At 49.0% G+C, this 24,273-nt stretch carries 20 protein-coding genes and 1 pseudogene; 9 read left to right on the plus strand and 12 right to left on the minus strand.

The genetic code is table 11. The features are described from left to right. Positions 1–29: 29 nt before the first annotated feature. Both BUC30_RS14845 and BUC30_RS14850 read right to left on the minus strand, forming a co-directional pair. A complete protein-coding gene (locus BUC30_RS14845; protein ID WP_170861553.1) occupies positions 30–617 on the minus strand; it encodes a fibrobacter succinogenes major paralogous domain-containing protein in 588 nt (195 codons plus the stop codon). 67 nt (positions 618–684) lie between these two features. Further along, entirely contained in the window at positions 685–1,587 is a 903-nt protein-coding gene (locus tag BUC30_RS14850) for a flavodoxin (RefSeq protein ID WP_073443123.1), read from the minus strand. Positions 1,588–1,708: 121 nt separating this feature from the next. Here BUC30_RS14850 and BUC30_RS14855 point away from each other — a divergent pair, with 121 nt between their 5' ends. The 3 genes from BUC30_RS14855 to BUC30_RS14865 all read left to right on the plus strand — a co-directional run bounded on the left by BUC30_RS14855 (position 1,709) and on the right by BUC30_RS14865 (position 4,522). Next, positions 1,709–3,112, plus strand: a complete 1,404-nt coding sequence (locus tag BUC30_RS14855) for an endo-1,4-beta-xylanase (protein ID WP_073443125.1) — start codon at positions 1,709–1,711, stop codon at positions 3,110–3,112. 217 nt (positions 3,113–3,329) lie between these two features. Further along, complete coding sequence (gene trxA, locus BUC30_RS14860; RefSeq protein WP_073443127.1) at positions 3,330–3,638, plus strand: thioredoxin; 309 nt, start codon at positions 3,330–3,332, stop codon at positions 3,636–3,638. 215 nt (positions 3,639–3,853) lie between these two features. Continuing rightward, positions 3,854–4,522 carry a Crp/Fnr family transcriptional regulator gene (locus BUC30_RS14865; protein ID WP_073443129.1) on the plus strand — a complete coding sequence of 223 codons (669 nt, stop codon included), beginning with the start codon at positions 3,854–3,856 and terminating at the stop codon, positions 4,520–4,522. Positions 4,523–4,597: 75 nt separating this feature from the next. Here the strand turns inward: BUC30_RS14865 and BUC30_RS16470 are convergent, their stop codons facing one another. Then, a complete protein-coding gene (locus tag BUC30_RS16470) occupies positions 4,598–6,598 on the minus strand; it encodes a carbohydrate-binding domain-containing protein (protein ID WP_073443131.1) in 2,001 nt (666 codons plus the stop codon). A gap of 244 nt (positions 6,599–6,842) precedes the next feature. Between BUC30_RS16470 and cysS the strand changes: the two genes are divergently transcribed. The 4 genes from cysS to BUC30_RS14890 are packed head-to-tail and all read left to right on the plus strand — an operon-like array spanning position 6,843 to position 11,502. Next, entirely contained in the window at positions 6,843–8,297 is a 1,455-nt protein-coding gene (gene cysS / locus BUC30_RS14875; RefSeq protein ID WP_073443133.1) for a cysteine--tRNA ligase, read from the plus strand. Between the two features lie 36 nt (positions 8,298–8,333). Next, on the plus strand, positions 8,334–9,653 hold the full coding sequence (locus BUC30_RS14880; protein WP_280168901.1) for an MFS transporter: 1,320 nt from the start codon (positions 8,334–8,336) through the stop codon (positions 9,651–9,653). 9 nt (positions 9,654–9,662) lie between these two features. Further along, positions 9,663–10,319, plus strand: coding sequence for an MBL fold metallo-hydrolase (locus BUC30_RS14885; protein WP_073443137.1), 657 nt, complete (start codon positions 9,663–9,665; stop codon positions 10,317–10,319). A 28-nt stretch (positions 10,320–10,347) separates the two neighbouring features. Then, a complete protein-coding gene (locus BUC30_RS14890; protein ID WP_073443139.1) occupies positions 10,348–11,502 on the plus strand; it encodes an acyltransferase family protein in 1,155 nt (384 codons plus the stop codon). Between the two features lie 34 nt (positions 11,503–11,536). Here the strand turns inward: BUC30_RS14890 and uca are convergent, their stop codons facing one another. The 8 genes and pseudogenes from uca to BUC30_RS14930 all read right to left on the minus strand — a co-directional run bounded on the left by uca (position 11,537) and on the right by BUC30_RS14930 (position 20,925). Beyond that, the gene (uca, locus tag BUC30_RS14895) at positions 11,537–15,127 is read right to left on the minus strand and encodes an urea carboxylase (protein ID WP_073443141.1); all 3,591 of its coding nucleotides are present in this window, start codon (positions 15,125–15,127) and stop codon (positions 11,537–11,539) included. Between the two features lie 11 nt (positions 15,128–15,138). Then, on the minus strand, positions 15,139–15,969 hold the full coding sequence (locus BUC30_RS14900; RefSeq protein ID WP_073443143.1) for an alpha/beta hydrolase: 831 nt from the start codon (positions 15,967–15,969) through the stop codon (positions 15,139–15,141). 14 nt (positions 15,970–15,983) lie between these two features. After that, on the minus strand, positions 15,984–16,625 hold the full coding sequence (locus BUC30_RS14905; protein WP_073443145.1) for a DUF1989 domain-containing protein: 642 nt from the start codon (positions 16,623–16,625) through the stop codon (positions 15,984–15,986). Next, on the minus strand, positions 16,622–17,278 hold the full coding sequence (locus BUC30_RS14910; protein WP_073443147.1) for an urea amidolyase associated protein UAAP2: 657 nt from the start codon (positions 17,276–17,278) through the stop codon (positions 16,622–16,624). The genes BUC30_RS14905 and BUC30_RS14910 overlap by 4 nt, the downstream gene beginning before the upstream one ends. A 10-nt stretch (positions 17,279–17,288) precedes the next feature. Then, positions 17,289–18,005, minus strand: a complete 717-nt coding sequence (locus tag BUC30_RS14915) for an urea amidolyase associated protein UAAP1 (RefSeq protein WP_073443149.1) — start codon at positions 18,003–18,005, stop codon at positions 17,289–17,291. 15 nt (positions 18,006–18,020) lie between these two features. After that, the gene (locus BUC30_RS14920; protein WP_073443151.1) at positions 18,021–18,869 is read right to left on the minus strand and encodes an ABC transporter ATP-binding protein; all 849 of its coding nucleotides are present in this window, start codon (positions 18,867–18,869) and stop codon (positions 18,021–18,023) included. A gap of 145 nt (positions 18,870–19,014) precedes the next feature. Next, a pseudogene (locus tag BUC30_RS14925) lies at positions 19,015–19,920 on the minus strand (ABC transporter permease subunit); the annotation flags it as partial. 24 nt (positions 19,921–19,944) lie between these two features. Further along, positions 19,945–20,925, minus strand: coding sequence for an ABC transporter substrate-binding protein (locus tag BUC30_RS14930; RefSeq protein WP_073443155.1), 981 nt, complete (start codon positions 20,923–20,925; stop codon positions 19,945–19,947). Between the two features lie 296 nt (positions 20,926–21,221). Between BUC30_RS14930 and BUC30_RS14935 the strand changes: the two genes are divergently transcribed. Both BUC30_RS14935 and atzF read left to right on the plus strand, forming a co-directional pair. Continuing rightward, a complete protein-coding gene (locus BUC30_RS14935; protein WP_083555992.1) occupies positions 21,222–22,220 on the plus strand; it encodes an ROK family transcriptional regulator in 999 nt (332 codons plus the stop codon). An 11-nt stretch (positions 22,221–22,231) separates the two neighbouring features. After that, positions 22,232–23,989 (plus strand): allophanate hydrolase, encoded by a 1,758-nt coding sequence (gene atzF, locus BUC30_RS14940; RefSeq protein WP_073443159.1) that lies wholly within the window; start codon positions 22,232–22,234, stop codon positions 23,987–23,989. Between the two features lie 4 nt (positions 23,990–23,993). Here atzF and BUC30_RS14945 read toward each other — a convergent pair whose 3' ends face one another. Next, positions 23,994–24,260: a hypothetical protein gene (locus BUC30_RS14945; RefSeq protein ID WP_073443161.1), complete on the minus strand. Its 267-nt coding sequence runs from the start codon at positions 24,258–24,260 to the stop codon at positions 23,994–23,996. Positions 24,261–24,273 lie beyond the last annotated feature (13 nt).

A 24,273-nucleotide genomic window follows, 5' to 3' on the forward strand; every position in this document is an offset into this window, starting at 1 on the left:
CCGCGACCTTCGAAGGCCGCGGTTTTATTTTATTCTACACATCTCACGGAAAATCCAAAAATCTTGGGTTTCATCATGTAGCTGAAGCCCATGGATTTTGAAGAGAGGTACCAGACCGAAGCTTCGCTCCCTTCGGTGCTTGAGCTCCAGAAAAACGCAAACTTGCTTTCGTTGCCGTACGTGCCATCGTCGAACATATTGCCGGCGGGCATTGCGCTAAACTTGAGCGTATCATTGCCGTTAGTTTCGCCAGACCAACCGTAATTTGCCTTAATCAAGTAACCGGCATTGTAATCGCCGCCGGCGGCTTTCCAAAGGCTTTCGAATTCTTCGTTCGTCGGCAAATGGAACCCCGCTGGGCAAGCTTTTTGCGCGGCTTCCCACGTGTAGAGGCGACCGTAAACCATGCAATTATCTTCATCTTCCCTATAGCAGGTGCTACCAGGCATCTTGTAGTTTAAGTTGTCCGCCATCCACTTGCGACCATCGATGACGACGGTGCGATATTTCTGCTTATCGCGGGCGTCCTTGATTTCGTTTTTCTTTACTTTGGGGGCGGCAAGAGATGCGCTAGAGGCAACAAATGCAATGACAAGAGCCGATGATAGATAATTCATATTCATGATTTTTAAGGGGGATGCCCGCCTGTCATCCCGGACTTGTTCCGGGACGGGCATGACAAATTTACTTTTCTACGGCAATGAGCTGGGCTTCGCCCTGACCCGGGAGCGGCTTGAAGATTTTCACATTCGTCTGCGTAGCCGGGCCGCCAAAAGCCTTCATTTCACAAACGAAGAGATAGTTCATGCCTGCGACCACCTGCGAAGAGACGCTGAGCGGTTTCAAGTTGAGGTAAGCGTAATCCTTCGTTGCTTCGGCAAATGCTGCAGAATCGTCAGCCGTAAGCGGGCGCTGTCCAGAATACCCACCCATGAGCATTTCATCGGTCTTGCCCGTTGCAAGGTCAGCAAAGAAACCTTCGACCTCACGAGTTGCCGTTTCAATGCCCTTTTCGGCATTGATTCGCTTGTTAGAAATTCCATAAGCGAGCGTCACGTTGGCGTTCGGTTCAAGAGTCTTGAGTTCTGCGGCACTAGCCTTGCGACCGCCACTACCATAAGTGCAGAACGGCACCACGACCTTGCCGCTCAAATCGTTAGCGTCCAAGAACGAGTAAATCGGCGGAGTGAACGTTCCAAACATAATCGGGTAACCAATGAACACCGTATCGTACTTTGCCACATCAAGTTTTGCATTCACGAGAGCGGGCCACTGTTTGGATTCACGTTCTGCACGGACCGCCGCAATCGTGCTGTCATAAGTGGACGGGTACGGCTTTGCAAGTTTCAGTTCAAATTCATCGGCATTGCGAGCGCTCTTGAAAATTTGCGCCAGCTTTTTCGTGGCACCCGTCTGCGAATAATAAACCACCACCGACTTTGCAGATTTTACCGCAGGTGCATTTTGCACTTCAGACTGAGCCGTTTTAGATTCAGCCTTGGGCTGTTCTTCATTGCAACCGGCAAACATAGCCGAAACAGCAACAACAGACGCCATTGCAAGTGATAATTTATGCTTACGGGACATAGGTACCTCCAATAAAAACCTTACACACAAAAGGTAACCATTTTAATGGGCAAGAAAAATTTTAGCATTCATTTTTGATTATTTTTTCGTCGGTGTACTGGGTCAGAAAGAGGATTCAACGATGAATAAACATCGTATTTCAAAATTTATACTCAGTGCAGCATTTTTTGGCGCAGGCTTCATGAACGCCCAAGCCGCTGACGAAACCATTCGTGAGCTCGCCAAGGAACGTGGCCGCTTTATCGGCACCATCTTGAATAGCGAATGGTTCAACGACGCAATTGAACCGGAATTCGAAGAAATTCACAAGACACAATTCAACGTGGTCGTCGCCGAAAACGAAATGAAGTTCGACGCCACCGAGCCCAAAGAAGACGAATTCAACTTCGAAAAGGGCGATAAGATGGTCAAATACGCACAGGCCAACGGGCTCCGCGTTCGCGGACACGCTCTCGCCTGGCACAGCCAAGTCGCCAACTGGGTGAACAACTACAGCGGACAAAAAGAAAAGCTACTCGCCGTCCTCAAAAACCATATCACCAAAGTCGTCGGCCACTGGAAAGGCAAAGTTGCCGAATGGGACGTAGTGAACGAAGCCGTCAATGACGATTACAACGCCGACTGGCGTTCGACAAACTCCGTGTGGTACGAAGGCATCGGCGCTGAATTTTTGGACTCTGCATTTGTTTGGGCACACGAAGCCGATCCGGATGCAGAACTCTGCTACAACGATTATTCCATCGAATGGGGCCTTCGCGAAGGTTCCAAGGCAAGCTTTGTAGTGGAACAGGTCAAGCGCTGGAAAGCAAACAACATTCCTATTACATGTGTGGGCACGCAAACCCACATCGAAATTGCACACGAAACAACTCCGCAAAACGTGCGCGCCCTCGCCAAGGCACTAGCTGAACTCAACGTGACACTCAACATCACCGAACTCGACATCGGATTCCCGAAGGGTTCGGCAGGCAAACTCACCGAAGCGGACTACGCCAAGCAGGGACACTTGTACCGCCAATTCATGGACGTGTTCCTCGAAGAACCAAACATGGGCGAATTCGTGATTTGGGGATTAACCGATGCCCACAGCTGGCTTGATGAACAGCAGGGCAAGACCGAAGGGCTCCTTTACGACAAGCAATACAAACCGAAGCCCGCATACGATAGCGTTATGGCAAGCCTCAAGGCTCACCCCGCTTCCGAAGTCAAAACACCGTACCCGGAATCTGTTCTCAATCCGCCTAAAGATTGCGGAACGGAAAATTGCGGCGACCCCATCGCCATCAAGACGCTCGCCAAGTTGAACAACATTTCCATGCACCTTGCCGGACGCACACTGTTCATAACAGGTTTGGCTTCGAAGACCGCTGCGAGGGTCGACATATTCGACATGCAAGGGCGCCCCGTATTCAGTGCAAAGGATGTCAAAGGCGACATTGAACTTTCTTCAATTTCTAAAGGATTATACGTTGTTCAAATTCGCCAAGGCGTAACAAAATTCACCAAACGAATCGCCATTAAGTAATGGAGATTCCCGTCAAACGAAGACAGGCGACGGGGATAACAACTCTGAAAAAGTCGCGGCACAACATCGCGGCTTTTTTCGTACACAAAAAAGATTTTTCGTTAATGTGACCTAGTCACAGTCTAAAGCCTTGTGATTATCTAAAATATAGGTGTAAAGAAGGGAAACACCCTCAAAAAGAGTTTAAGATAAAACAAAAAAAAGGAAAGGTAAAACAATGGCTGAATTAAAAATCACTAGCGCAAACTTTGAACAAGAAGTCCTCAAATCCGACAAGCCCGTTCTGATTGATTTCTGGGCTCAATGGTGCGGCCCATGCCGCATGCTCTCGCCCACCATCTCGGAAATTGCCGAGGAATACAAGGACAAAGTCAAGGTCTGCAAGGTCAACGTCGATGAAGAGGGTGATCTCGCCGCTATGTTCCGCGTGTCTAGCATTCCGCTGCTCGTGGTCATGAAAGACGGCAAAGTCACAAATTCCGCAGTTGGCGTCCGCCCAAAAGACCAAATCGTGAAGATGATATAATTTCTATTCTCCTGTTCAATCCAACCAAGCCCGCCACCGTCTGTATGGCCTGTACTGAGCAAGCCGAAGTAAGCAGAGTCCGAGTGCGCGGGCATTTTATGCATTAACACATCAAACACAGCACACTTCCTACTCCTTTAAAAAAGGAGATTCCCGGTCAAGCCGGGAATGACAAACAAAATGATTTTATATATTCCCTCTAGAGGGAGCTCGCTATGGTCGAACCGATTAGTCAAATTGTCAAGAAAATTCCGTTTTGGGGAAATCTATCGCTTGAAGAAAAAGCGTTAGTTTCGCAACGCGCGATGATCAAGCACTTTAATAAAGACCAGATTGTCAGCAGCAACAGTTCCGCTTGCCTCGGGATTATCCTCATTTTGAGCGGAGGCATCCGCGTGAGCCTTATCTCGGATGAAGGTCGCGAAGTCACACTGTACCGTGCGCACGCGAACGAATTTTGTATTTCGACAGCCTCATGCGTGATCCACCAGTTGACATTCGAAACAATCGTCACCGCTGAAGATGACACAACCGTACTCGTCATCCCCTCCTCCGTTTGCGCCAAGTTGATGGATTCGAACATTCATGTGCGTTCATTCGTTTTTGAACGTGAAACGGAACGCTATTCACAGACGATTTGGGCCATTCAGCAGATGCTATTCAAGCGTTTTGACCAGCGCCTTGCCAATTACTTGATTAATTCATACGAAAGTAGCGACAAGCCCGAAGTCAAAAAGACACAAGAAGAAATAGCGCGAGACGTGAATTCCGCCCGAGAAGTGGTCGCCCGCATGCTCAAGGAATTCGCCGCCAAAGGGCTTGTTGAAATCAAGCGCGGCGCAATCGTGCTCCGCGACATCGAGGGATTAAAAAGGCTGCTATAAAACCGCAAAATTTCATAGTAAAAAGGCTGCGATTTCTCGCAGCCATTTTTGTACCTATTTATTCAAAAACTTGACTTACTTGTACATGTAAATCTTGCCATTGGGGAACTTGAATTCCTTCATCCCAGCGGTATTCACCTGACTTACGGACTTCACATCACCACCGTAGAAAATTGTGCTACCATGGTATTCCGGCTTGAACGCAGCATTTTCCGTGCCATAGTAGTTATCGCTCGTGAAACTGACAGAAGCGCAATTCGGGGTGTCGGTCGAGTAGTCACCGAATGCAAGGAGTACGCCGCCCGTAATTTCAAAGCCCGTGTCCGTATCGATGAGGCCGCCCGCCATATTGGAGGGGCATCCATTGCCACCACCCTGTTGACCACCCATACCCGGGAAGCCGCCACCCATGTTCCAGCCGCCCCCGCCAGGGAAACCGCCGCCCATACCGCCATTTTCATAGCTTTGACCGGTAATTTCAAGAATCAACACACCACCCGTCATCTTTGCAGAACCATTGGCGTCAAGCACATCAATCATGTTGCCCTTCGATGCGATGTAGTGGTGACCGCCACTAATCACAGCATGACCACTAGATTCGCTGAACATGGAATAACCACCGGCATTTTCCTTGGCGCCACCCGCAGCGTTCCAGCCATCATTTGTGGCAAATGTAGCCGTGACGCCACCTTCTGCGAAAATCTTATACGCTTCAAGACCTTCATAAGCAGTGACCACATTAATCGTAGAACCGCTCAAATGCAAGGCGGAGTCCGCATGGATACCATCGTCCTTCGTAGAAATGGTCACATCACCAGCATTCATGAAGACTTTGTATTTTGTATGCACTGCATCGTCATCGGCAGTCACATTGATGTTACCGCCGTTCACATAGATGAACTTTTCAGCCACCAAGCCCTTGCCTGTAGAAGTCACCTTAACCGTTGACGGTTCCGTAGAATCGCTCACCATGACATAATGTGCAGCCTGAATGCCGTCATCGCCCGCTTTAATGGTGATGTTGCCACCGCGGATATCGACAATGCCCTTGCCGTCGATAAAGGACTTGCACTTGCCATCGTTACCTTCTTCGCATTCGTCACTTTCAAGGGCATCGCCCTTCTTGGCCGTGAGATTCAGCGTACCGCCAGAAATCTGGAGGCTACCCTTGCCCTTGATGGCGTTTTCTTCGGCTTCAACAGTAATGTTGCCGTTCTTGATTTTAAGATCGTTACTGCACTGGATGCCGTTTTTGAACTTGCCCTTGACGGTCAAAGTACCGGCACCCTTGATATTCAAATCATCTCTCGAATAAATAGCAGCCTTTGCCGTATCCTGAGCACCATTGACCTTTACGAACAAGTGATTACCATTACCGTCTTCAACCACGTTGGTCGTACCCTTGACCAAATGGAGAACCGTCTTGTCAGCATTTTTCACAAGAATCGGAGCATTGGAGCTCTTGATAGTTGCATTGTGAAGATAAATGCCCGTGTTGCCTTCGTTTTCGGCACCCGGAGTATTCACCACCACCTGGAAATCGGACGATTCACCGGTGACGTAATAGGCACCCGGGCAAGTAATCGTTGCGTTTTTGTCTGCAATTTCAACGCAGCCATTGTTGTTTTCGACAGTAGCCGAAGTCCTCGCAAGTTTCAGGAGAATCTGCGTACCATCCAAAGTCCTTGCGTCTTCGTTATCATTCTCGTTGTCGCCAAATTCCGAGCTGCCGGGGACTGCATTGTTAGAACTCGACGACACGACAGGAATAACATTGCTAGAGCTAGAGGCGCCGACGTTCGGCACAACGCTAGAACTCGAAACAACATTGCCAGGCAAAGCATTGCTTGAACTAGAAGTCCCGATAACTGGGGCCGTATTGCTAGAGCTCCAAATTTCAACATCAATGTCTAAAATGCCGGAACTAGATTCGATGCCAAAAGCGTCACTGCTAGAAGAAGCATCCGCAGGGAGATAAGCCCCCGAATCAGGATTTACAATTGAACTATCTTCGCCACACGCCCAAAAGCTCAAAGCTGCAGATGCAGCTATCACAGGCAACTTTTTTAACATCATTGAACACTCCATTTTTTCTTAATATAAATTCCATGCTCCAAAATGGACCATTCCGCCGCCCAATTTCCGTTGAAGTCAAGACAACAGGGTTTAACGATTATGATAGCCGCGACATTGACAGGATTAGCCAAATCCTATAGTCAGTTATTGGCTCTGCACAATTGCCGTCCCTTGTAAAAATTTCTAAATTGCCTCGCGCATTAGCATGTTTGGCGCATGTTGCGCCGCATTAACCGGAGGCTTTATGGCACTTCAATTCTACAACACCGCATCACGCAAGAAAGAACTGTTCACTCTTCCCGAAGGCGTTCCCGCCGTGCGTATGTACTGTTGTGGTCCGACGGTGTACCACTTTGCCCACATCGGCAACCTCCGCACTTACATTTTTGAAGATTTCCTCGTCCGCACGCTCAACTACTACGGCTACAAGGTCAACCACATCGTGAACATCACCGACGTGGGCCACCTCACAAGCGATGGCGACACTGGCGACGACAAAATGGAAAAGGGCGCAGCCCGCGAAGGCAAGTCCGTCTGGGACATCGCAAAGTTCTACACCGACGCATTCATGGCCGACTGGCACCGACTCAACATCCAGGAACCGACCCGCTGGACGCGCGCCACGGACCACATCCAGGAACAGATTGACTTGGTGAAGACGCTCGAAGAAAAGGGCTTCACCTACCGCACTTCGGACGGCATCTACTTCGATAGCCTCAAGTTCCCGCGCTATGCCGACTTTGCCCGCCTTGACGTGGAAAACCTCCGCAAGGGTAGCCGCATCGACATGGGCGAAAAGCACAACGCTACAGACTTCGCACTCTGGAAGTTCAGCCCGACTGACAAGAAGCGCGCTATGGAATGGGACAGCCCGTGGGGCGTTGGTTTCCCGGGTTGGCACATCGAATGCTCCGCCATGGCAATGAAGTACAACGGCCCGACGCTCGACATCCACTGCGGTGGCACGGACCACATCCGCGTGCACCACACGAACGAAATTGCCCAGAGCGAATGCGCCAACGGCGTTCAGTTCAGCCGCTTCTGGATGCACGGTGAATTCCTCCGTACCGCAAGCGAAGAAAAGCTTGAAGACGGCACGACCGAACAGAAGTTCGGCAAGATGAGCAAGTCCAGCGGCGAATTCTTGACAGTCTCGCTCCTCATGGAACGCGGCTTCAACCCGCTCGACTACCGTTACTTTGCACTCGGCAGCCACTACCGCAACTACCTGAACTTCACTTGGGAAGCCCTCACCGGCGCCAAGGAAGCCTTCAAGAGCTTGCACAAGAAGACGGACCCGCTGATTGGCAAGGCAACCGCCATCACAAGCGAAGCTGCCAAGGCTTTCCAGCAGGAATTCAAGGACGCTATCGGTGACGACCTCAACATGCCTCGCGCACTCGGCATCATGAACACGATGCTCAAGAGCGACATCGATGACGGCGAAAAGGCAGCACTCGTGGCTGATTTCGACAAGATCTTTGGTCTCAAGCTCGACCAGCCGCGTGAAGAATACGTGAAGAAGGGCGCAAACGACAACATCGATACCGCTAAGATCGAAGCTTTGATCGCTGCCCGCAAGGAAGCTCGCGCCAACAAGAACTGGGCCGAAAGCGACCGCATCCGTGATGAACTTGCCGCGATGAACATCGTGATCAAGGACTCTAAGGAAGGCACGACCTGGAGCGTGAAGGAATAAGCCATTTTCCTCCTCGTTGTCATATACGTTGCATTTATTGGGCTAGGTCTCCCCGACACCATTCTTGGGGCGGCTTGGCCCTTAATGCATTTAGACCTTCAAACGCCGATTTCTGCAGCGGGCATCCTTTCCATTATCGCATCGCTCGGGACAATCGTCTCTAGCCTCTGCACCCCAAAATTTCTTCGCATTTTAGGCACAGGAAAGCTTGTCGCCTACAGCATTGCGCTGACCGCAATTGCCTCTGTCGGTTACGGAAATGCGGATTCGTTCAACGTCCTTTGCCTTTGGGCGATCCCGATGGGCATTGGCGCAGGCGCCGTCGACGTGGCGATGAACAACTTCGCCGCCATTTATCTGGAATCCAAGCACACGAACTGGTTGCACGCAAGCTGGGGCATCGGAGCAACGCTTGGGCCATCGCTTCTTTCGTTCTCGATTATGATCGGCAGCGGTTGGCGTGGAGCATACGAATATGTCGCCGCAAGCCTCACCGCAATTTTCGTTTTAATTCTCATTTCACTCCCGCTGTGGAAAAAAACGGAAGCGCGTGGAGGGCTCTCGGAAAACGTAACCATCCCGGCGAATTCTGAAAATGTGAAAGTCGCGAGCCCAGGAAACGCGCCGAGAACTGCCGCGCCCTCCGACGGCAACACGCCGCACATCAGTATTCGCGAAGCGCTCCGCGTCCCGGGAATGAAACTTTCGTTCCTCACCTTCTTCTTTTATTCGGCACTCGAAATTTCGACAAGCCTTTGGTGCGGCACCTACCTCATCGCTTGCGGATTCAAACCCGAAATCGGAGCATTCATCGTTTCATTGATGTTTGCATCCGTGATGATAGGCCGCATTGCAAGCGGATTTTTTGCAATCAAGTTTACCGACCATCGCCTGATTTATGCCGGGATTTTCATCGTCGCCGCAGGCTGCCTTGTGCTCTCATTACCGCTTCCGCTATGGATGCAGCCCGTTTGCATTTGCCTGCTCGGCCTCGGTTGCGCACCCGTGTACCCGTCACTAATCCACGCGACTCCCGCACGTTTTGGAGAATCGCTTTCGAGTCAAGCGATTAGCATCCAGCTCGCCGGTTCTTACGTGGGCTCCATTTTGATGCCACCTGCATTTGGTCTCGTTGCAGCTAAATTCACCGTCCATCTTTGGCCGATTTCACTCTCGATTTTTGTCGGATTGTTACTTTTATGCGTGTGCCTGCTAGACTACGTAACGCACAAGAAACTGAACAAATCTTACGCCCGCGAACGCGTCATTGACATTCTCCACACGGTTTCGATGGAAACTCTCAAACGGGAACGTCGCATACAACGTCGTTTACGCAATCGCCAAAAGAAACGTTAGGGGTTTATTATGGAAATAAAGCAATTTGTATTCAATCCGTTCGGAGTGAACTGCTATATCCTGAACAACAGCAAGGGCGAAGCCATTTTAATTGACCCGAGCGTGAGCAATGCCCGTGAACAGGCGGCACTTACAGACTACCTCAAGAGCGAAAATCTGAAAGTCGTACGCGTTTTAAACACGCATCTGCACTTGGATCACGTTCTTGGAAACGCCTTTGCAGAACGCACTTTCGGCGTCAAAGCCGAAGCGCACAAAGACGACACATTCCTTCTCGACGCGCAAAAAGAACAAAGTCAAATGTTCGGGCTCCCGTGCAACGATTTAGCCCCTGCATTGGGCAATTACCTGAATGACGGAGACATTATCGAAATTGCAGAAATCCGGTTGCAAGTGATTCACGTTGCAGGGCACTCTCCGGGCGGTCTCGCCTTCTTCTGCGAAAATCCGGGCAAAGTCAACGGACAAGACAACGTTCCGCCGCTCCTTTTCCCAGGCGACATCATTTTCGCAGGGAGCCGCGGTCGCAGCGATCTCTACGGCGGTGACGAATTCGCCCTTATGAGCGGCATCAAGTCGAAGCTCCTCACGCTCCCGGCAGAAACCGTTGTATTCCCCGGCCACGGACCAAGCACAACCATTGGCAACGAGAAGATGTGGTATTAACCCTTCGACAGGCTCAGGGACCTTTGTTATGAGCAACAACGGGCAAGCGAGAATCGGTTGGATTGACGAATTCAAGGGATTCGTTCTTTTGCTCGTTTGCCTGTTCCACATTGAGCAGAATTTCCCGAACGCGCACCTTGGAATGTGGCATTTAAGCGCACTGCGCATGTCGGCATTTTTCTTTATTTCGGGATTCCTATTCAGCACAAAGCGGTTCACAAATTTTAAGGGGTACTTTACCCATAAAACGCGAGTCCTGTTAGTCCCCTACCTTTATCTTTCGTTCCTCTTTTTTGCCATTGACCCGGTCGTTTACAACTTCGCGCTCTACCCGAAAGCCCCCACGATGACAGTCGTGAATACCATTCCCGACATCAACAACACATGGCAATACATCTATTGGAACATTGCTAAAATTTTCATCGCCGGGAAGTCCTCGGTCGGAGCAGGCCCGCTATGGTTCGTGTTCACACTATATTCCGTCAGCTTGCTTTTTTACTGGCTTCATGAATTGTCTAAAAAGCAAGTCAACCCCAAACTGTTTTTCGCCGTTATGGCAATAGAAGGGCTCCTTGGTGGTTGGCTCCTGAACGAGAATCACATTCACTTGCCGCTTGGCATCGAGCGCGACCTCACGATTTTATTCTTCTTCGGCTGCGGATATCTTTGCAAGGAACCCATCAAAAAAATCCACAACGCCATTTCAGCGAGCGCAGCTCACGCCACGAAAAACACGGCTATCGTCGCCGCCATCGGAATCGCAAGCTTTATCGCATACGCTTTTTTGGAATCGCCAAGTCCGAATTTTAGCATCATGAATAACGACTTGGGCAAGAGCCTCCCCCAATTTGTCGCAAGTTCCATTACGGGCATTATCGGCCTTATCGCCACGTTCCTGCTCGCAAGCAAGATTCCAGACATTGCACCCATCCGCATTTTCAAGGGAATACTCCGCAACATTTCCCGCAACGCGCTCGTAATTCTTGCAGTTCACTGGTGGATTGTCCTGATTTTGAGACTCTTTTTCAGACCACAAATCAACCAGCCGGGAATCGCCTATATCGCCATCCCAATTGTCGCGCTCGGCACCATCGCCGCCATCCCGCTTTTCCGATGCAAACTCCACCGCCTACTCGGCAAAGAAAAAATCAGCATAAAAGAAAGCCTCTGCATTAGGGAATAATGCAAAGGCTTAATCGTGAATTAGGAGTTTGTTTTTATGATTTCACGGATGCTAGGCACTGCCCAGCTCTAACTTCAGAGGATTCCTTCACAAAGATCTGCGACACAATGCCTCCGCATGTTGCAATCACAGGAATTTCTGTCTTCATACTTTCTATGATGGCGAGAGTATCACCTTCCTTTACCGATGTTCCTGGCTTTGCGACAATCAGCTTCCAAAGAGAGCCAGCAACAGGGCTGTAAACGCCATCTTCTCCTTCGGCTAGCGTAATTTCGGCTTCAGGAGCAGACTCTGCGCTGTGACTTTCAAATGTGAACTGGCCATTTGCAATCCAGCGTTCCTTTTCTTCTTCGAAAGCCTTGGTTCGCTTTTCTTCGAATGCAGAAATAGATGTCGCATTGTCCTTCAAGAACTTTTCGTATTCCTCGATATCGAAGGAACTGTTCTCTACAGTGACATGGAATTTGCCTGCGATAAAGTCCTTTCGCATTTGCAAAAGCGTATCCGCATTCACTTCGTAATAGCGAATCTGGTCGAAGAACCGTAACAAATACGGCAACGGGAAATCACTCGTCTTTTTAAAGCGGTTCCACATTTGCACCGTACGGCCGACAAATTGATAACCGCCCGGGCCTTCCATTCCATAAACGCACATGTAAGCGCCACCAATGCCCACCGCATTTTCAGGAGTCCATGTACGAGCCGGGTTGTACTTGGTTGTGACCAAACGATGTCTCGGATCGAGCGGAGTTGCCACAGGAGCGCCAAGGTAAACATCCCCAAGACCCATCACGAGATAGTCAGCATCAAATACAATCCGCTTGACATCGTCAATGGAATCAAGACCATTGACTCGGCGAATAAATTCAATGTTGTTGGGGCAACACCAAGGAGCGCCCGGCCTAACCGTCGTCACATACTTTTCGATGGCAACACGTGTCTGCGGGTCATCCCACGAAAGCGGGAGATAAATGGTTCTTGTCGGGACCTTCGTCAGCTTGTTCTTTCTCAGGTGTTCTGCCAAATCCCAGAGGCGTTCCAAAACATCCTTCTGACGAATCTTTTTGATATCGTAGTGAATTTGTATAGAGCGAATACCCGGAGTAACATCAATGAGGACATCAGCAAAACGTTCCTTAACAGCGAGCATCCATGCGTGAGCCGTAAAGCGGAGACGCAAATCGATAATCGCCGGGCCAAATTCGACAAGCACGTTATCATCGCCGTCGGCACGCACAACGATATGTTCCATTTCAGAATCAGTGTTGTATTCCGAAATAATTGGAGATGTTACTGGAGCGGAGATAAGCGCCGGAGCCGGTTTCGATACCTTATCTGGAGCAGCAAGCATTTCTTCGCGTGCAATTCGGATCTTTTCAGCATCTTCTACAGAAAGCGGAATAAAGCGAACCTTGTCGCCACTGCGCAACTGTCCCATTTTCCATAGTTCTGCAGAAACAATCGTCACCGGGCAAGCAAAACCACCAAGGCTCGGGCCATCAACGCCCAAGATAATCGGCATATCACCCGTAAAGTCCACAGTTCCTACGGCATACGCATTATCGTGCAAATTCGAGGGATGGAGTCCCGCTTCACCACCATCGGGTCTTGCCCACTTGGGCTGCGGACCGATCAAGCGAATACCCGTTCTAGAAGAGTTGTAATGCACTTCCCACGTTGCTGCAAAGAATTCTTGAATGTCTTCGGCAGTCAAGTAATCCGGAGCGCCATGCGGGCCATACATCACACCAATTTCCCATTCGGTCCCAATCGATGGAAGCGCCGTTGCCGCCGGAATAACCGTTTCACCAAAAGCATCGTTTCCAATGTGGAGAATATCTCCTGCAGTCAAAGCACGTCCACCGTGGCCACCAAAGCCGCCCAGTGTAAATGTCGACTTACTACCTAAATAATCAGGAACATCAATACCACCGCGAATCGCCAAATAGCAGCGTTGTCCAGCCTTAGAAACTCCGAACTTGAGAACATCCCCATCGTGAACTTCGACAGGCGTATTCTTCAGGCACGGCATATTGTTTACTGTTGCCGGGAAATCACCGCCCGTAAATGCAATCACGGCATCCGTATGGAACGCAAGCGTACATCCCGAATGAGTCATTTCGATTCCCGCCGCATTTTCGGCATTACCGACAATCTTGTTCGCAAGCCTAAAGCTGTAATTATCCATAGGACCGCTAGGAGGAATGCCCACATCCCAATACTTTAGGCGCCCCGGATAATCCTGAATTGTCGTCTGCAAGCCCGGAGCGAGAACTTCAAAAATCCTGTCACGATATTTGTAATCGTTCAAGATCCAAGTCGAAACCTTTCCCGATACAAAATCCGGCATTTCAAGCACATCGCGCAAAAGCTTGATGTTCGTTTCAAAGCCATAAAGCTTGACCTCGGCAAGAGCCTTCTTTGCCTTTTCGATATTATCTTCACGGTCACTGCCCGCGACAATGACCTTCGCCAAAAGCGGATCGTAAAATGCGCTGACTTCCGTACCGCGAGAAACCCATGTATCAACACGAATGCCCTCCGGGAATTTCACTTCCGTCAAAAGCCCACTGCTCGGGCGGAAATTCTTCCCCGGATCTTCGGCGTAAACACGGAATTCCATCGCGTGTCCATGCGGCACAAACTTTGCTCCAATTTCAAAGGGACGATTTCCAGCAGCAAGTTCAATCATCCAGCGCACCAAATCGACATCATAAACTGTTTCGGTGACACCGTGTTCAACTTGCAAACGCGTATTGACTTCGAGGAAATAGAATCGGTCGCTCGGTGCGTCGTATATAAATTCGACCGTACCGGCAGAACGGTAAGCAACACCCTGCACAAGTCGCAAAGCCGCTTCATGCAACGCTTCGCGAGTCTTTTCGGGCAAGCAAGGCGCAGGCGTTTCTTCAATGACCTTCTGGTTACGGCGTTGCACAGAGCAATCACGTTCACCAAGCACAACAGCATTCCCTTCGCCATCGCCAAAGACCTGTACTTCGACATGGCGACCGCGTTCTACATACTTTTCGACAAAGAGACCCGCATTCTTGAAGTTGTTTTCACTCAGTCTCTTGATGCGGTCATAGCTTTCAACGAGTTCCTTTTCGCTGTGGCAAATGCTCATGCCAATACCACCACCGCCTGCGGTACTCTTGAGCATTACCGGATAGCCGATTTCCTTGGAATGCGCAATAGCATCATCCAAGCTTTCCAAAAGACCAGAACCGGGAACAAGCGGAACATCAAATTCCTGTGCAAGTTCCTTGCTACGGTGTTTCAGACCAAATTCAATAAGGTGCTTCGGAGTCGGTCCGATAAAAGCAATTCCATTATCTTCTAGAGTCTTTGCAAAATCTGCATTTTCGCTCAAGAAACCGTAACCAGGGTGGACCGCTTCGGCACCGGTCGACTTAACGGCATCCAAAATGGCAGGGACATTTAGGTAACTGTCCTTGGCAGGAGCAGGGCCAATGCGAACGGCTTCATCAGCCATCAATACATGAGCTGCGGTTTCATCCGGATCAGAATAAACGGCAACAGATTTTACTCCCATCTCTTTCAGGGTACGAATAATGCGACAAGCGATTTCGCCACGGTTTGCTACAAGCACTTTGTTGAACATGGCTATCTCCTTTAGTATTTAATCAATTGTACAAGAAGTTGCGTCAGGGATCCTTCGGGATTTTCAAGTTCCTCGAGGATCGTAAAATGGTTATGGTTCGAAAGCAAATTGAACGAACCGGGAATATCTTCTTCGGCGCGGTGCATCGCAAATTCAGCACTTTGCCTACGGAGTTCAGGAAGTTCATCGGCTCCAACAACTACGGCAATCGGCTTTTTGATAAACGGCCTACGGAGTGGACTATACAAAAGAATCTCATTCTCGGTAAGCTGAAGTTTATCGTTCAAAAAGCATTGCGAAATAGGTTTAAGGTCATAAATACCGCTGATGGCAAGCGCCCCGCATACGCCGGTTTCATCAAGCACACTTACCGCAAGATGCGCACCCGCTGACCAGCCCGACACATAAATACGAGAATTATCAAAGCCCAATACATCACTATGACAGCGCAAAAAATAGAGGGCATTACGGATACTGGCAACTATCTCACCAATACTTGCGCTCGGAGCAAGCGGGTATCCGACACTAGCCACATCGAATCCTTGAGCAAGAGGCCCCTTCGCTAAAAAGCGAAAAGTATCCTTGCTACGCATTTGCCAATAACCACCATGGATAAAGACAAAAAGCGGAGCGTCCTTTTTTCCACAACTAAAGTAATCGATACGTTCCCTAGAATCCATGCCATAATGCAAATTCATGGTATCCTGGAACTGCTTTGAAATTTCTGCGCTACGAGCATTGAAGCCTTCCAAAATTTCAGAACTATTCTTAACAGCACTGGTGTTGTCGTAGGCTTTACCAAGCGATTCCCTAGTGAAGTTTCGATAAACGTAGTTGTCCATAGCGGTATCCCAAATTATTTGTCAAAAACCAAAAGTCGAATTGGAGTCGGATTGTAGTCGTTACAAGGATTGTTCAACTGCGAGCAATCCGAAAGCAAAAACAGAACATCCATATCGGCGCGAAGCTCTATGTATTTTCCGGGGCCCGAAATACCGTCGGCAAATTCAAGGCGTCCCTTGTCATCCAAGATGACCTTCGTGAAAAAGTTCAAGTTGCAAGTCTGATCGCGCTTGCTCAAGCCGTAGTTTTCAAGCGTACGCACAAACGTATCGCGGCAGCTATGCATATAACGAGTCTTATTCGTATAACGCACAACATTACCTTCCGCAGAGCATCCGCTTCCAAGCGTATCGTGTTCTCCGCAAGTATCCGCAATTACCGTAAGCATGGCGTTTCCGCAGTTGCTACGAATGACCGTGCCAAGCTCAATCATCGTATTCGCCTGAGCCGTAATGGTGTTGTTGGCATTGTAGCGTTCTGTCGGGTCATTCGCGTTATAAATCTGCACATCGCCAGACTGGTTGCCTTCTACGTCAACCAAGCGGAGAATCTGTCCCTTTTTGAGGGGCAGCATGTAACCGTCCCCGGCAAGGACGGTCACATCCGATACCGCATCTTCTACGCAACGCGGGCTTTCAAGAAGCTTCGAATTCATACGGACTCCTTTGAATCCCAAATAATCATCCTTACCGGCGTCGGATCATAAGCGTTGCAGGGGTTGTTCAGCTGCGGGCAGTTGCTCACAACCGCGAGCACATCCATTTCGGCACGCATTTCCACATACTTTCCCGGCGAAGAAATACCATCAGCAAAGTTGAGGTTTCCCTTTTCGTCAAACGGAACATACATGAAAAAGTTCAAGTTGTTCACCTGATCGCGCTTGTCCAGATTCGGTGTTTCGAGCAACACCTTCAAAAACGATTCACGGCAGGCATGCATATAACGCTTATCGAGCGAATAGCGGCAAGTGTTGCTTTCGCAAGAGCAGGCACTTCCGAGCGTATCGTGGTCGCCACAAGTATCTGCAACAACCGTAAGCATGGCGTTATCATCGTTAGAATAAAGCTTCGTGCCAACACCGACCAAGCAGTTTGCCTGTCTTTGCACCGTCTGCTGAACACTGTAGCGTTCCGACGGGTCGTTCGCATTGATGAACAGCGTATCGACAGCCTGGTTTCCTTTAAGGTCCAAAATGCGGAAAATCTGACCTTTCTTGATCAAATGCAACCAGCCCTTTCCGGCAGCCACATCTTCAACATAACAAGCGTCTTCTTCCTTGAGCGTACTTTCCAAATACTTCGTAAACATGATAGACCTCTTACAAGTTGTAGTTTGCCGTGTTGATAAAGCCACGACCGTTTTCCGGGCACCAGGTAAAGCAAGGATCTTCGGCACCAGCGATATCGCAAGTGATAAGTTCGACCTTCACGGGCTTACGCAAGTATTCCTTGCTCGGATTCAGCGGATGCATACCCGTATCGATAACGACCAAAGTATCCATCTCGGCACGCAGTTCCACATAGTCACCCGGCTTAGAGTTATTCTCTACAAAAGTCATCTTTCCATCAGAAGTCACAACGACCTTGCTGAAGAAGTTGACGAGTTCCGTAAAGTCTCTCTTGGTCATGCCGTGCTTGCCAATTTCAACAAGCAAAGAGTCGTAACCATTGCGGTAAAAATCGTTGTGGGCGCTCTGATAATCCTTTTCGCCAAAGCGTTCCTTGATTAGCGAGGCATGTGTGCAGCCGCAAAGCGGATCGTGCCAGCCCACAGTATCTTCGACAACGCTCAGCAAGATTCGGCCCATGTCTCCATAAAGGCAGCAGTTCTTTGCAATTCTGCAAATGTGCTGGATTTTCAAGGTATCGCCCAGGTTAAAGCGTTCCGTAAAATTGTGAGCGTTATAGCACATCAAAGAGGCATTTGCACCACCTTCAATGTCAGTGAGTCGGATTTTCTGGCCGCGCTTGACGATTCGAGAGTAGTTCCAGCCACCGGCAATCACTTGTTCGCAAAGGACTTTAGATTCAGACATATTAGCTCCTGTTTTTTAAAGTTGTTTCCCGACCATGTTCACGATGTTGAATTCTTCTTCGGTGATTTCGTTTACCTTGGGCGGGCGAATGAGTTCTTCGATATATTTGCGTGTTTCGACGAACTCTGGCAAAGTAAGGGTTTCCTTGTTTCTCGGGCGAAGAATGTTGACTTCGACCAATTCCTTGACCTTTCCGGGATTGGCTTGCAAAGTCAAAATGCGGTCCGAAAGGAATACGGCTTCATCAAGATCATGCGTCACGAAGATGATGGTGATATCGATGTTCTTCCAAACTTCGAGCAGATACTTTTGCATCTGCGCTCTCGTCTGTGCATCAAGCGCTCCGAACGGTTCGTCCATCAAGAGGACGCGCGGTTGCGGGGCCAAGGCTCTTGCTATAGCGACTCGCTGTTGCATACCGCCAGAAAGTTGCTTCGGAAAATATTCGCCATACTTTTCGAGTCCAACAATTTCAAGCCACTGTTCTGCAATTTCTTCGGCTTCGTCGCTGTCGCGCCCTGTAGATTCGAGCCCGAACATGACATTCTTCTTTACCGAAAGCCACGGGAACAGCGAATACTTCTGAAACACCATTCCTCTTTCGGCACCAGTACCGCGGACAATCTTTCCATCAAGCCTGAACTCCCCACGAGTCGCCGTTTCAAGCCCTGCCGCAATGCGGATAAGCGTTGACTTTCCACAACCAGAAGGGCCAATGATCGAAAGGAACTCGCGACGACGCACGCCAAAAGAAATATCATCCAAAACACGATGCATCCCTTTTCCAGAAGTCTTTTCGAAATCCTTGACAATATGGCAGGCTTCCAAAATGTAATCTTCGAAACAATCCTTACGGCCTTCCATGATACTTCTCCTTAAGCGCCTTTTCTTCAGGGGTGAGGCAGAATGTGAAAACATTATCCTTTGGAGCAAGAATTTCTCTCTTGATCTTGGAGCTGACACCCACACGGCCACCTTCCCAGGCAAAGAAATCTCGACCGAGGAAGTTAAGGATCATATCGCAACCCAGACCAATGACGCCCAAGATGATGATGGCGGCATAGACATTGTCAAAGTTGCGGTACTTTGCCTGCTGATTGATAAACCAGGTAATGCCAGAACTTGTACCCACCACTTCTGCGACAATGAGGTAAGTCCAAGCCCAACCTAAAAGAATACGCATATCCTTGTACATCTTCGGAGCGATATCGGGCAATACGACCTTGAACATAATGCGCATCGGCGATGTTCCCAAAGTACGGGCCGCTTCGATAAGAGTCGAATCTACGCGACGCGTCGTGGCACTCAGCATCGGAACTTGCTGAAAGAACGTACCGATGATGATAATCGCAATCTTGGGAGCATCATTGATGCCGAGGATGGCAACCGCCAAAGCTCCAAACACAGGCGCCGGAAAATACCGGAAAAATTCGATAAACGGACCTGTCAGCTTTTCAAAGAACGGGACAGCGCCACACGCAACACCTAGAGGTACGCCAATCAAGCTCGAAAGCAAAAATGCAAGGAACACAATCTTGATTGAATGCAGAATGCTTTCGTAAAACCAGACATCACCATCGCGCTTTGGTTCAGTCATAAAAGCCGTGACGAGAGCTTTTGCGACCTTGTGCGGAGCCGGAAGGTAAGCGGGGTTCACGCGGATTCCCGTCATGGGCTTTTCATTAGCCTCAAGGAGATTCCGGTTCTCTTCTTCAAAATTACTGCGTTCAATTTCGTCACCCGGTTGGCAAAACATGCTTCCGCCGGCATCGACGACCTTGACGAGCGGGTGGTATACAAAGGGGACGTAACTCACCACGCTCCAGATGGCAAGGGGAATGATGAACGAAAGTACCGTCAGCACAGTCGTCCACTTTTTCCCAACATGCTTTTGAATTCCAATCGGGTTTACCATGATTATTCCATTTTTAAAGGTTCGTTATTTCGTCTTGAGGAAGGTTTCCGTAAACGAAGGGATGATATAGCGGTCGACATTCACGCTTTTGTCGTAGACTTTGTTCTTGACAAAAAAGGCATCGACATTTTTGCTGGAGCCATAAATGGAGCTGTAGCCACTACCCTTCTTGAATCGTGCAGCCGCTTCTTCTGCCGTCAAGAATCGGGTTCCGCCCATAAATGTGGCATATTTCTTTTCAGAAATTCCCACTCGAGCAGCGAGGATCTTGACCGCTTCATCCTTATTTTTCGGGTCGTTCAAGAAGTCAATGACATCGTACCAAGCGGCAACAACCTTCTGCCATTCAGCCTTGTTTTTCATCAGCGATTCCTGAGATACCGCGAGGACATCGTAGATGATTCCGGGTTCATTCGCGCTGGTATAAATCTCTTTAGATCCTTTAACGACTTCGAGAGCATTTACAGAATGCGGAACCCAAGCAACAACAGCGGAAACTTCGCCACTTTCAAGAGTCTGCACGGCTTGATGCGTCGGCATGTTGACTAAAGTAATATCAGATTCCTTGAGTCCGTTTTTCGTCAACGCATTGATCAAAAGCGCGTGAGAAAGGCATCCGATTTCAACACCGACTTTCTTGCCCTTGAGATCCTTAACAGAGTTGATTCCCGGAGCACCAATAATCTTGTCGTTACCATTACTGTAATCGTTGATCAAGATAATTGAGTTACGGGCGCCCGTAGCGTTCATCATCATGGCATCGCCATTTGCCACACCAACGGCATCGACCTGCTTAGCGGCAAAAGCATCCATAGACGGACCATAATCAAACCATTCCAGTTTAACATTGGCATCATGCTTTTTAAAGAAACCTTTTTTGTCGGCAATTTCCCAAGCGGTCCAACCCGGCCAATCACTGTAGGCGATTTTCAGCACGGGCTTTTGAGCATATACAGAAGCGGCGGCAACGGCGATGCATGTCAGAAGGAGTTTTTTCAAATTCATATTGTCCTCACTTTTTTGGATTTCTTTTCACTACACCAAAAGCAAACGGTGTGCCAAAACGTTCAAACTGCCGTTTTTTCTTCAAAATCGCCATTTTTCAGGAACTTATGTTTTTTGTAACAGTTCTGTAGCACCACACTTTGTAAAAGACTTTTAAAAAGTATAGGGATATTTCACAGAATGTAAAACCCCATTTTTATGCAAATAAACGAATTTTTAACCTATTCAAAAAAATTTTCAAAAAAACTTTTTTAACGTCTTTACAAAAGTACCAAACCATCATTATATTTTTGACCATGAAACAAACTAACACGACAGCCGATTTAAAGCAACATAACAAGCAAGCCATAAAAAAGGCACTATTTTCTTTGGGCTCCGCAACCAAGGCAGAACTCGCTCAAGAAACTGGATTGAGCGTTGTCACATGCGGCACCATTTTAAACGAATTAATAGCCTCCGGCGAAATCACCGAAGACGAACAAAGAATTTCTAGCGGTGGCCGCCCCGCAATGGCCTACCAGTACAACCACGAAAAAGGGAAAACCCTTTGCCTATTCGCCCACGCCGACCACGAAGGAAAATTCTTACGTTACCGCGTTCAAGATACCGCCGGGAACATCAAGCAAAACGGAGCCTTTAGGGAAAAGAATCTGTCAGCAGAAGTCATCATTGCAAACATCCGAAAAATCTTGAAAAAGGAATCAGGCATAGGCGTCCTCGTCATCGGAGTGCAAGGTTGCGTCAACAACGGAATAATTGAATTCTGCGATATCAAGGAACTTCGCGGAATCAACCTCGCCGAAAGAATTGAAGAAGCCGTCAAGATCCCGACCATCGTCGAAAATGACATGAATACAATTGCGCTAGGCTACTCCAAAGCAAACAGCGACGAGAAGAATGTAGCCTTGCTGTTCTTCCCCAAGGGGAACACGCCTGCCGGCGGCTTTATCGTCGATGGTAAAATTTTGCGAGGGACTTCAAATTTGGCTGGAGAACTTTCGTACTTTCCGTTCAGCTTCGACAAGAACAGCCAAAACGCCGCATTCAGCGACATCGAATACGCCTCGCCCATCGTCAACCAACTTGTTGTCGCCGCCACCGTATTTTTGGACCCCGCGCAGATTGTCATTACCGGCGGACTCGCCAACGAAATAAGCGAACAAGCCATCCTTCAACATCTGCGGAAACATTTGAATCGCATGCAACTGCCGCGAATCATCATCAAACCCAATACCGAAAACGAATATTTCGCAGGACTCTACAGCCTTGCAATGGATCGCCTACTGGAATCCTAAAAGGAGGTTTTATGGACCTTAGAATTTCAACCCTGCTAAACGCTTACCGTAACGGAACAACGACTCCGCGCACGGTCATCGAGAACATCCTTAAAGAAATGGACAAAGCGCCATCGCAGATTTGGATCAGCCGACTTTCTCGAGAAGCTCTCGAAAAATACTTGGAACCGCTCGAAAATTGCAATACCATTCCCGCGGACAAGCCTTTGTTCGGCATTCCATTCGCCATCAAGGACAACATTGATTTCGAAGGTCTAGAAAGCACCTCAGCCTGCCCCGCTTACGCTTACAAGCCGCAAAAATCTTCGTTCGTCGTAAACCGCCTCATCGCAGCAGGCGCCATACCGCTTGGCAAAACGAATATGGACCAGTTCGCTACAGGGCTTGTCGGCGTACGCAGTCCTTACGGTTCCATCCCGAATAAGCTTGCACCCGAATACATCTCTGGCGGAAGCAGCAGCGGTTCTGCCGCAGCACTCGCTTACGGCTTATGCAGTTTTTCTCTCGGTACAGATACCGCAGGCTCTGGGCGCGTTCCCGCAGCCTTCAACAAGCTAGTTGGCGTAAAGCCGACTCGAGGATTGCTCAGCACAAGCGGTGTTATTCCAGCCTGTCGAAGCCTTGATTGCGTAAGCATATTTGCGCTAGACACCAACGACGCCCAAGAAGTTTTGAATATCGCTCAAGGCGAAGATAGCGAAGACCCATATTCTCGAGAAGCGCCCTGGGTTCACACCGAAAACAATCGCGCACGCCTCCCTGAAAAATGGACTTTCGGCATACCGGACAAATTGGAATTTTTCGGAAATGAAGGATACAGCAAAGCATTCGAAAAGACTGTACAAGCATTTGAAAAAGCTGGCGGCACCAAGGTCATTATTCCGTTCGAGCCATTCCTCAAAGCAGCAAAGCTCCTTTACGAAGGCCCGTGGGTATTCGAGCGCTACAACGCCGTAGGAAAGTTTATCGAAAAGCACCCGGACGAAATTCATCCCGTTACAAAATCAATTATCACGCCCAAGCGCACCCCGCACCCTTCAGAAGTTTTCGAAGGGTTCCACACGCTGCAAGCCTACAAGAAAATTGCAGACAAGATTATTTCATCCGTAGACTTTTTGCTCACGCCCACCGCAGGGACAATTTACAAGACCGCCGATGTCGAAAAGAACCCCATCGAGCTGAACTCGAATTTAGGGTACTACACCAACTACATGAATTTGCTGGATTATTCCGCATTAGCAATTCCCTCCGAAGACGCAACCAGCGAAAGCGGGAACGCATCAAGACTCCCATTTGGCGTCACCCTTGTCGGCAAAGCATTCGACGACTACAAACTGCTTGACGCCGCTAAGAAAGTAGAAGGCTATCTCGCCTCAAAAATTCCGTTGGCCGTTTGCGGGGCGCACCTCAAAGGATGTTCTCTTCACGAAGAACTTTCCCGTGCCGTTTTCATAGAAGCGACTGAAACTGCACCCGAGTACAAAATGCTCGCCCTGAACGGCCCGATTCCAAAGCCAGCCCTTATTGCAGCATCCAATGGCGAAGGCAAAAGCTTCTACATCGAAATCTACGGACTTTCTGCAGAAGATTTTGGCGAGTTCGTCAAGCGAGTTCCTGCACCGCTCTCGATAGGGAAAGTAAAAACCATTGACGGAAGATTTATTTCGGGATTCGTAGCCGACAGCTCCGTGCTTGAGCTGTATCGAGCAGGCAAGGCGAAAGACATCTCGGAATACGGAGACTGGAGAAAATACAGAAATTCTCTTTAGATTTCTACAAATAGCTCTTGAACTTCGGCGCAGGTGCTTCGGCGGGCTTTTTCTTGGGCACGTAGATTTTTACGGCGTACACGTTAAAGTCCGTCTCCGCCAAAATATCACCTTCCTGCAAGTCCTCGTAAACATCGATTTCAATTTCAACGCCATCCTTTGCGATGCAGCGGATTGAACGAGCCGTCAGTTCCTCGCGCAAAAGAGGAACGTCAACGACCTTCTTGTAAGTGCCGTGATGAGTCGTACCAAGAATTCGATTGCAAATCATGGAATGCAATATA

The organism is Fibrobacter sp. UWB7 (assembly GCF_900142945.1).
Classification (GTDB): Bacteria; Fibrobacterota; Fibrobacteria; order Fibrobacterales; family Fibrobacteraceae; genus Fibrobacter.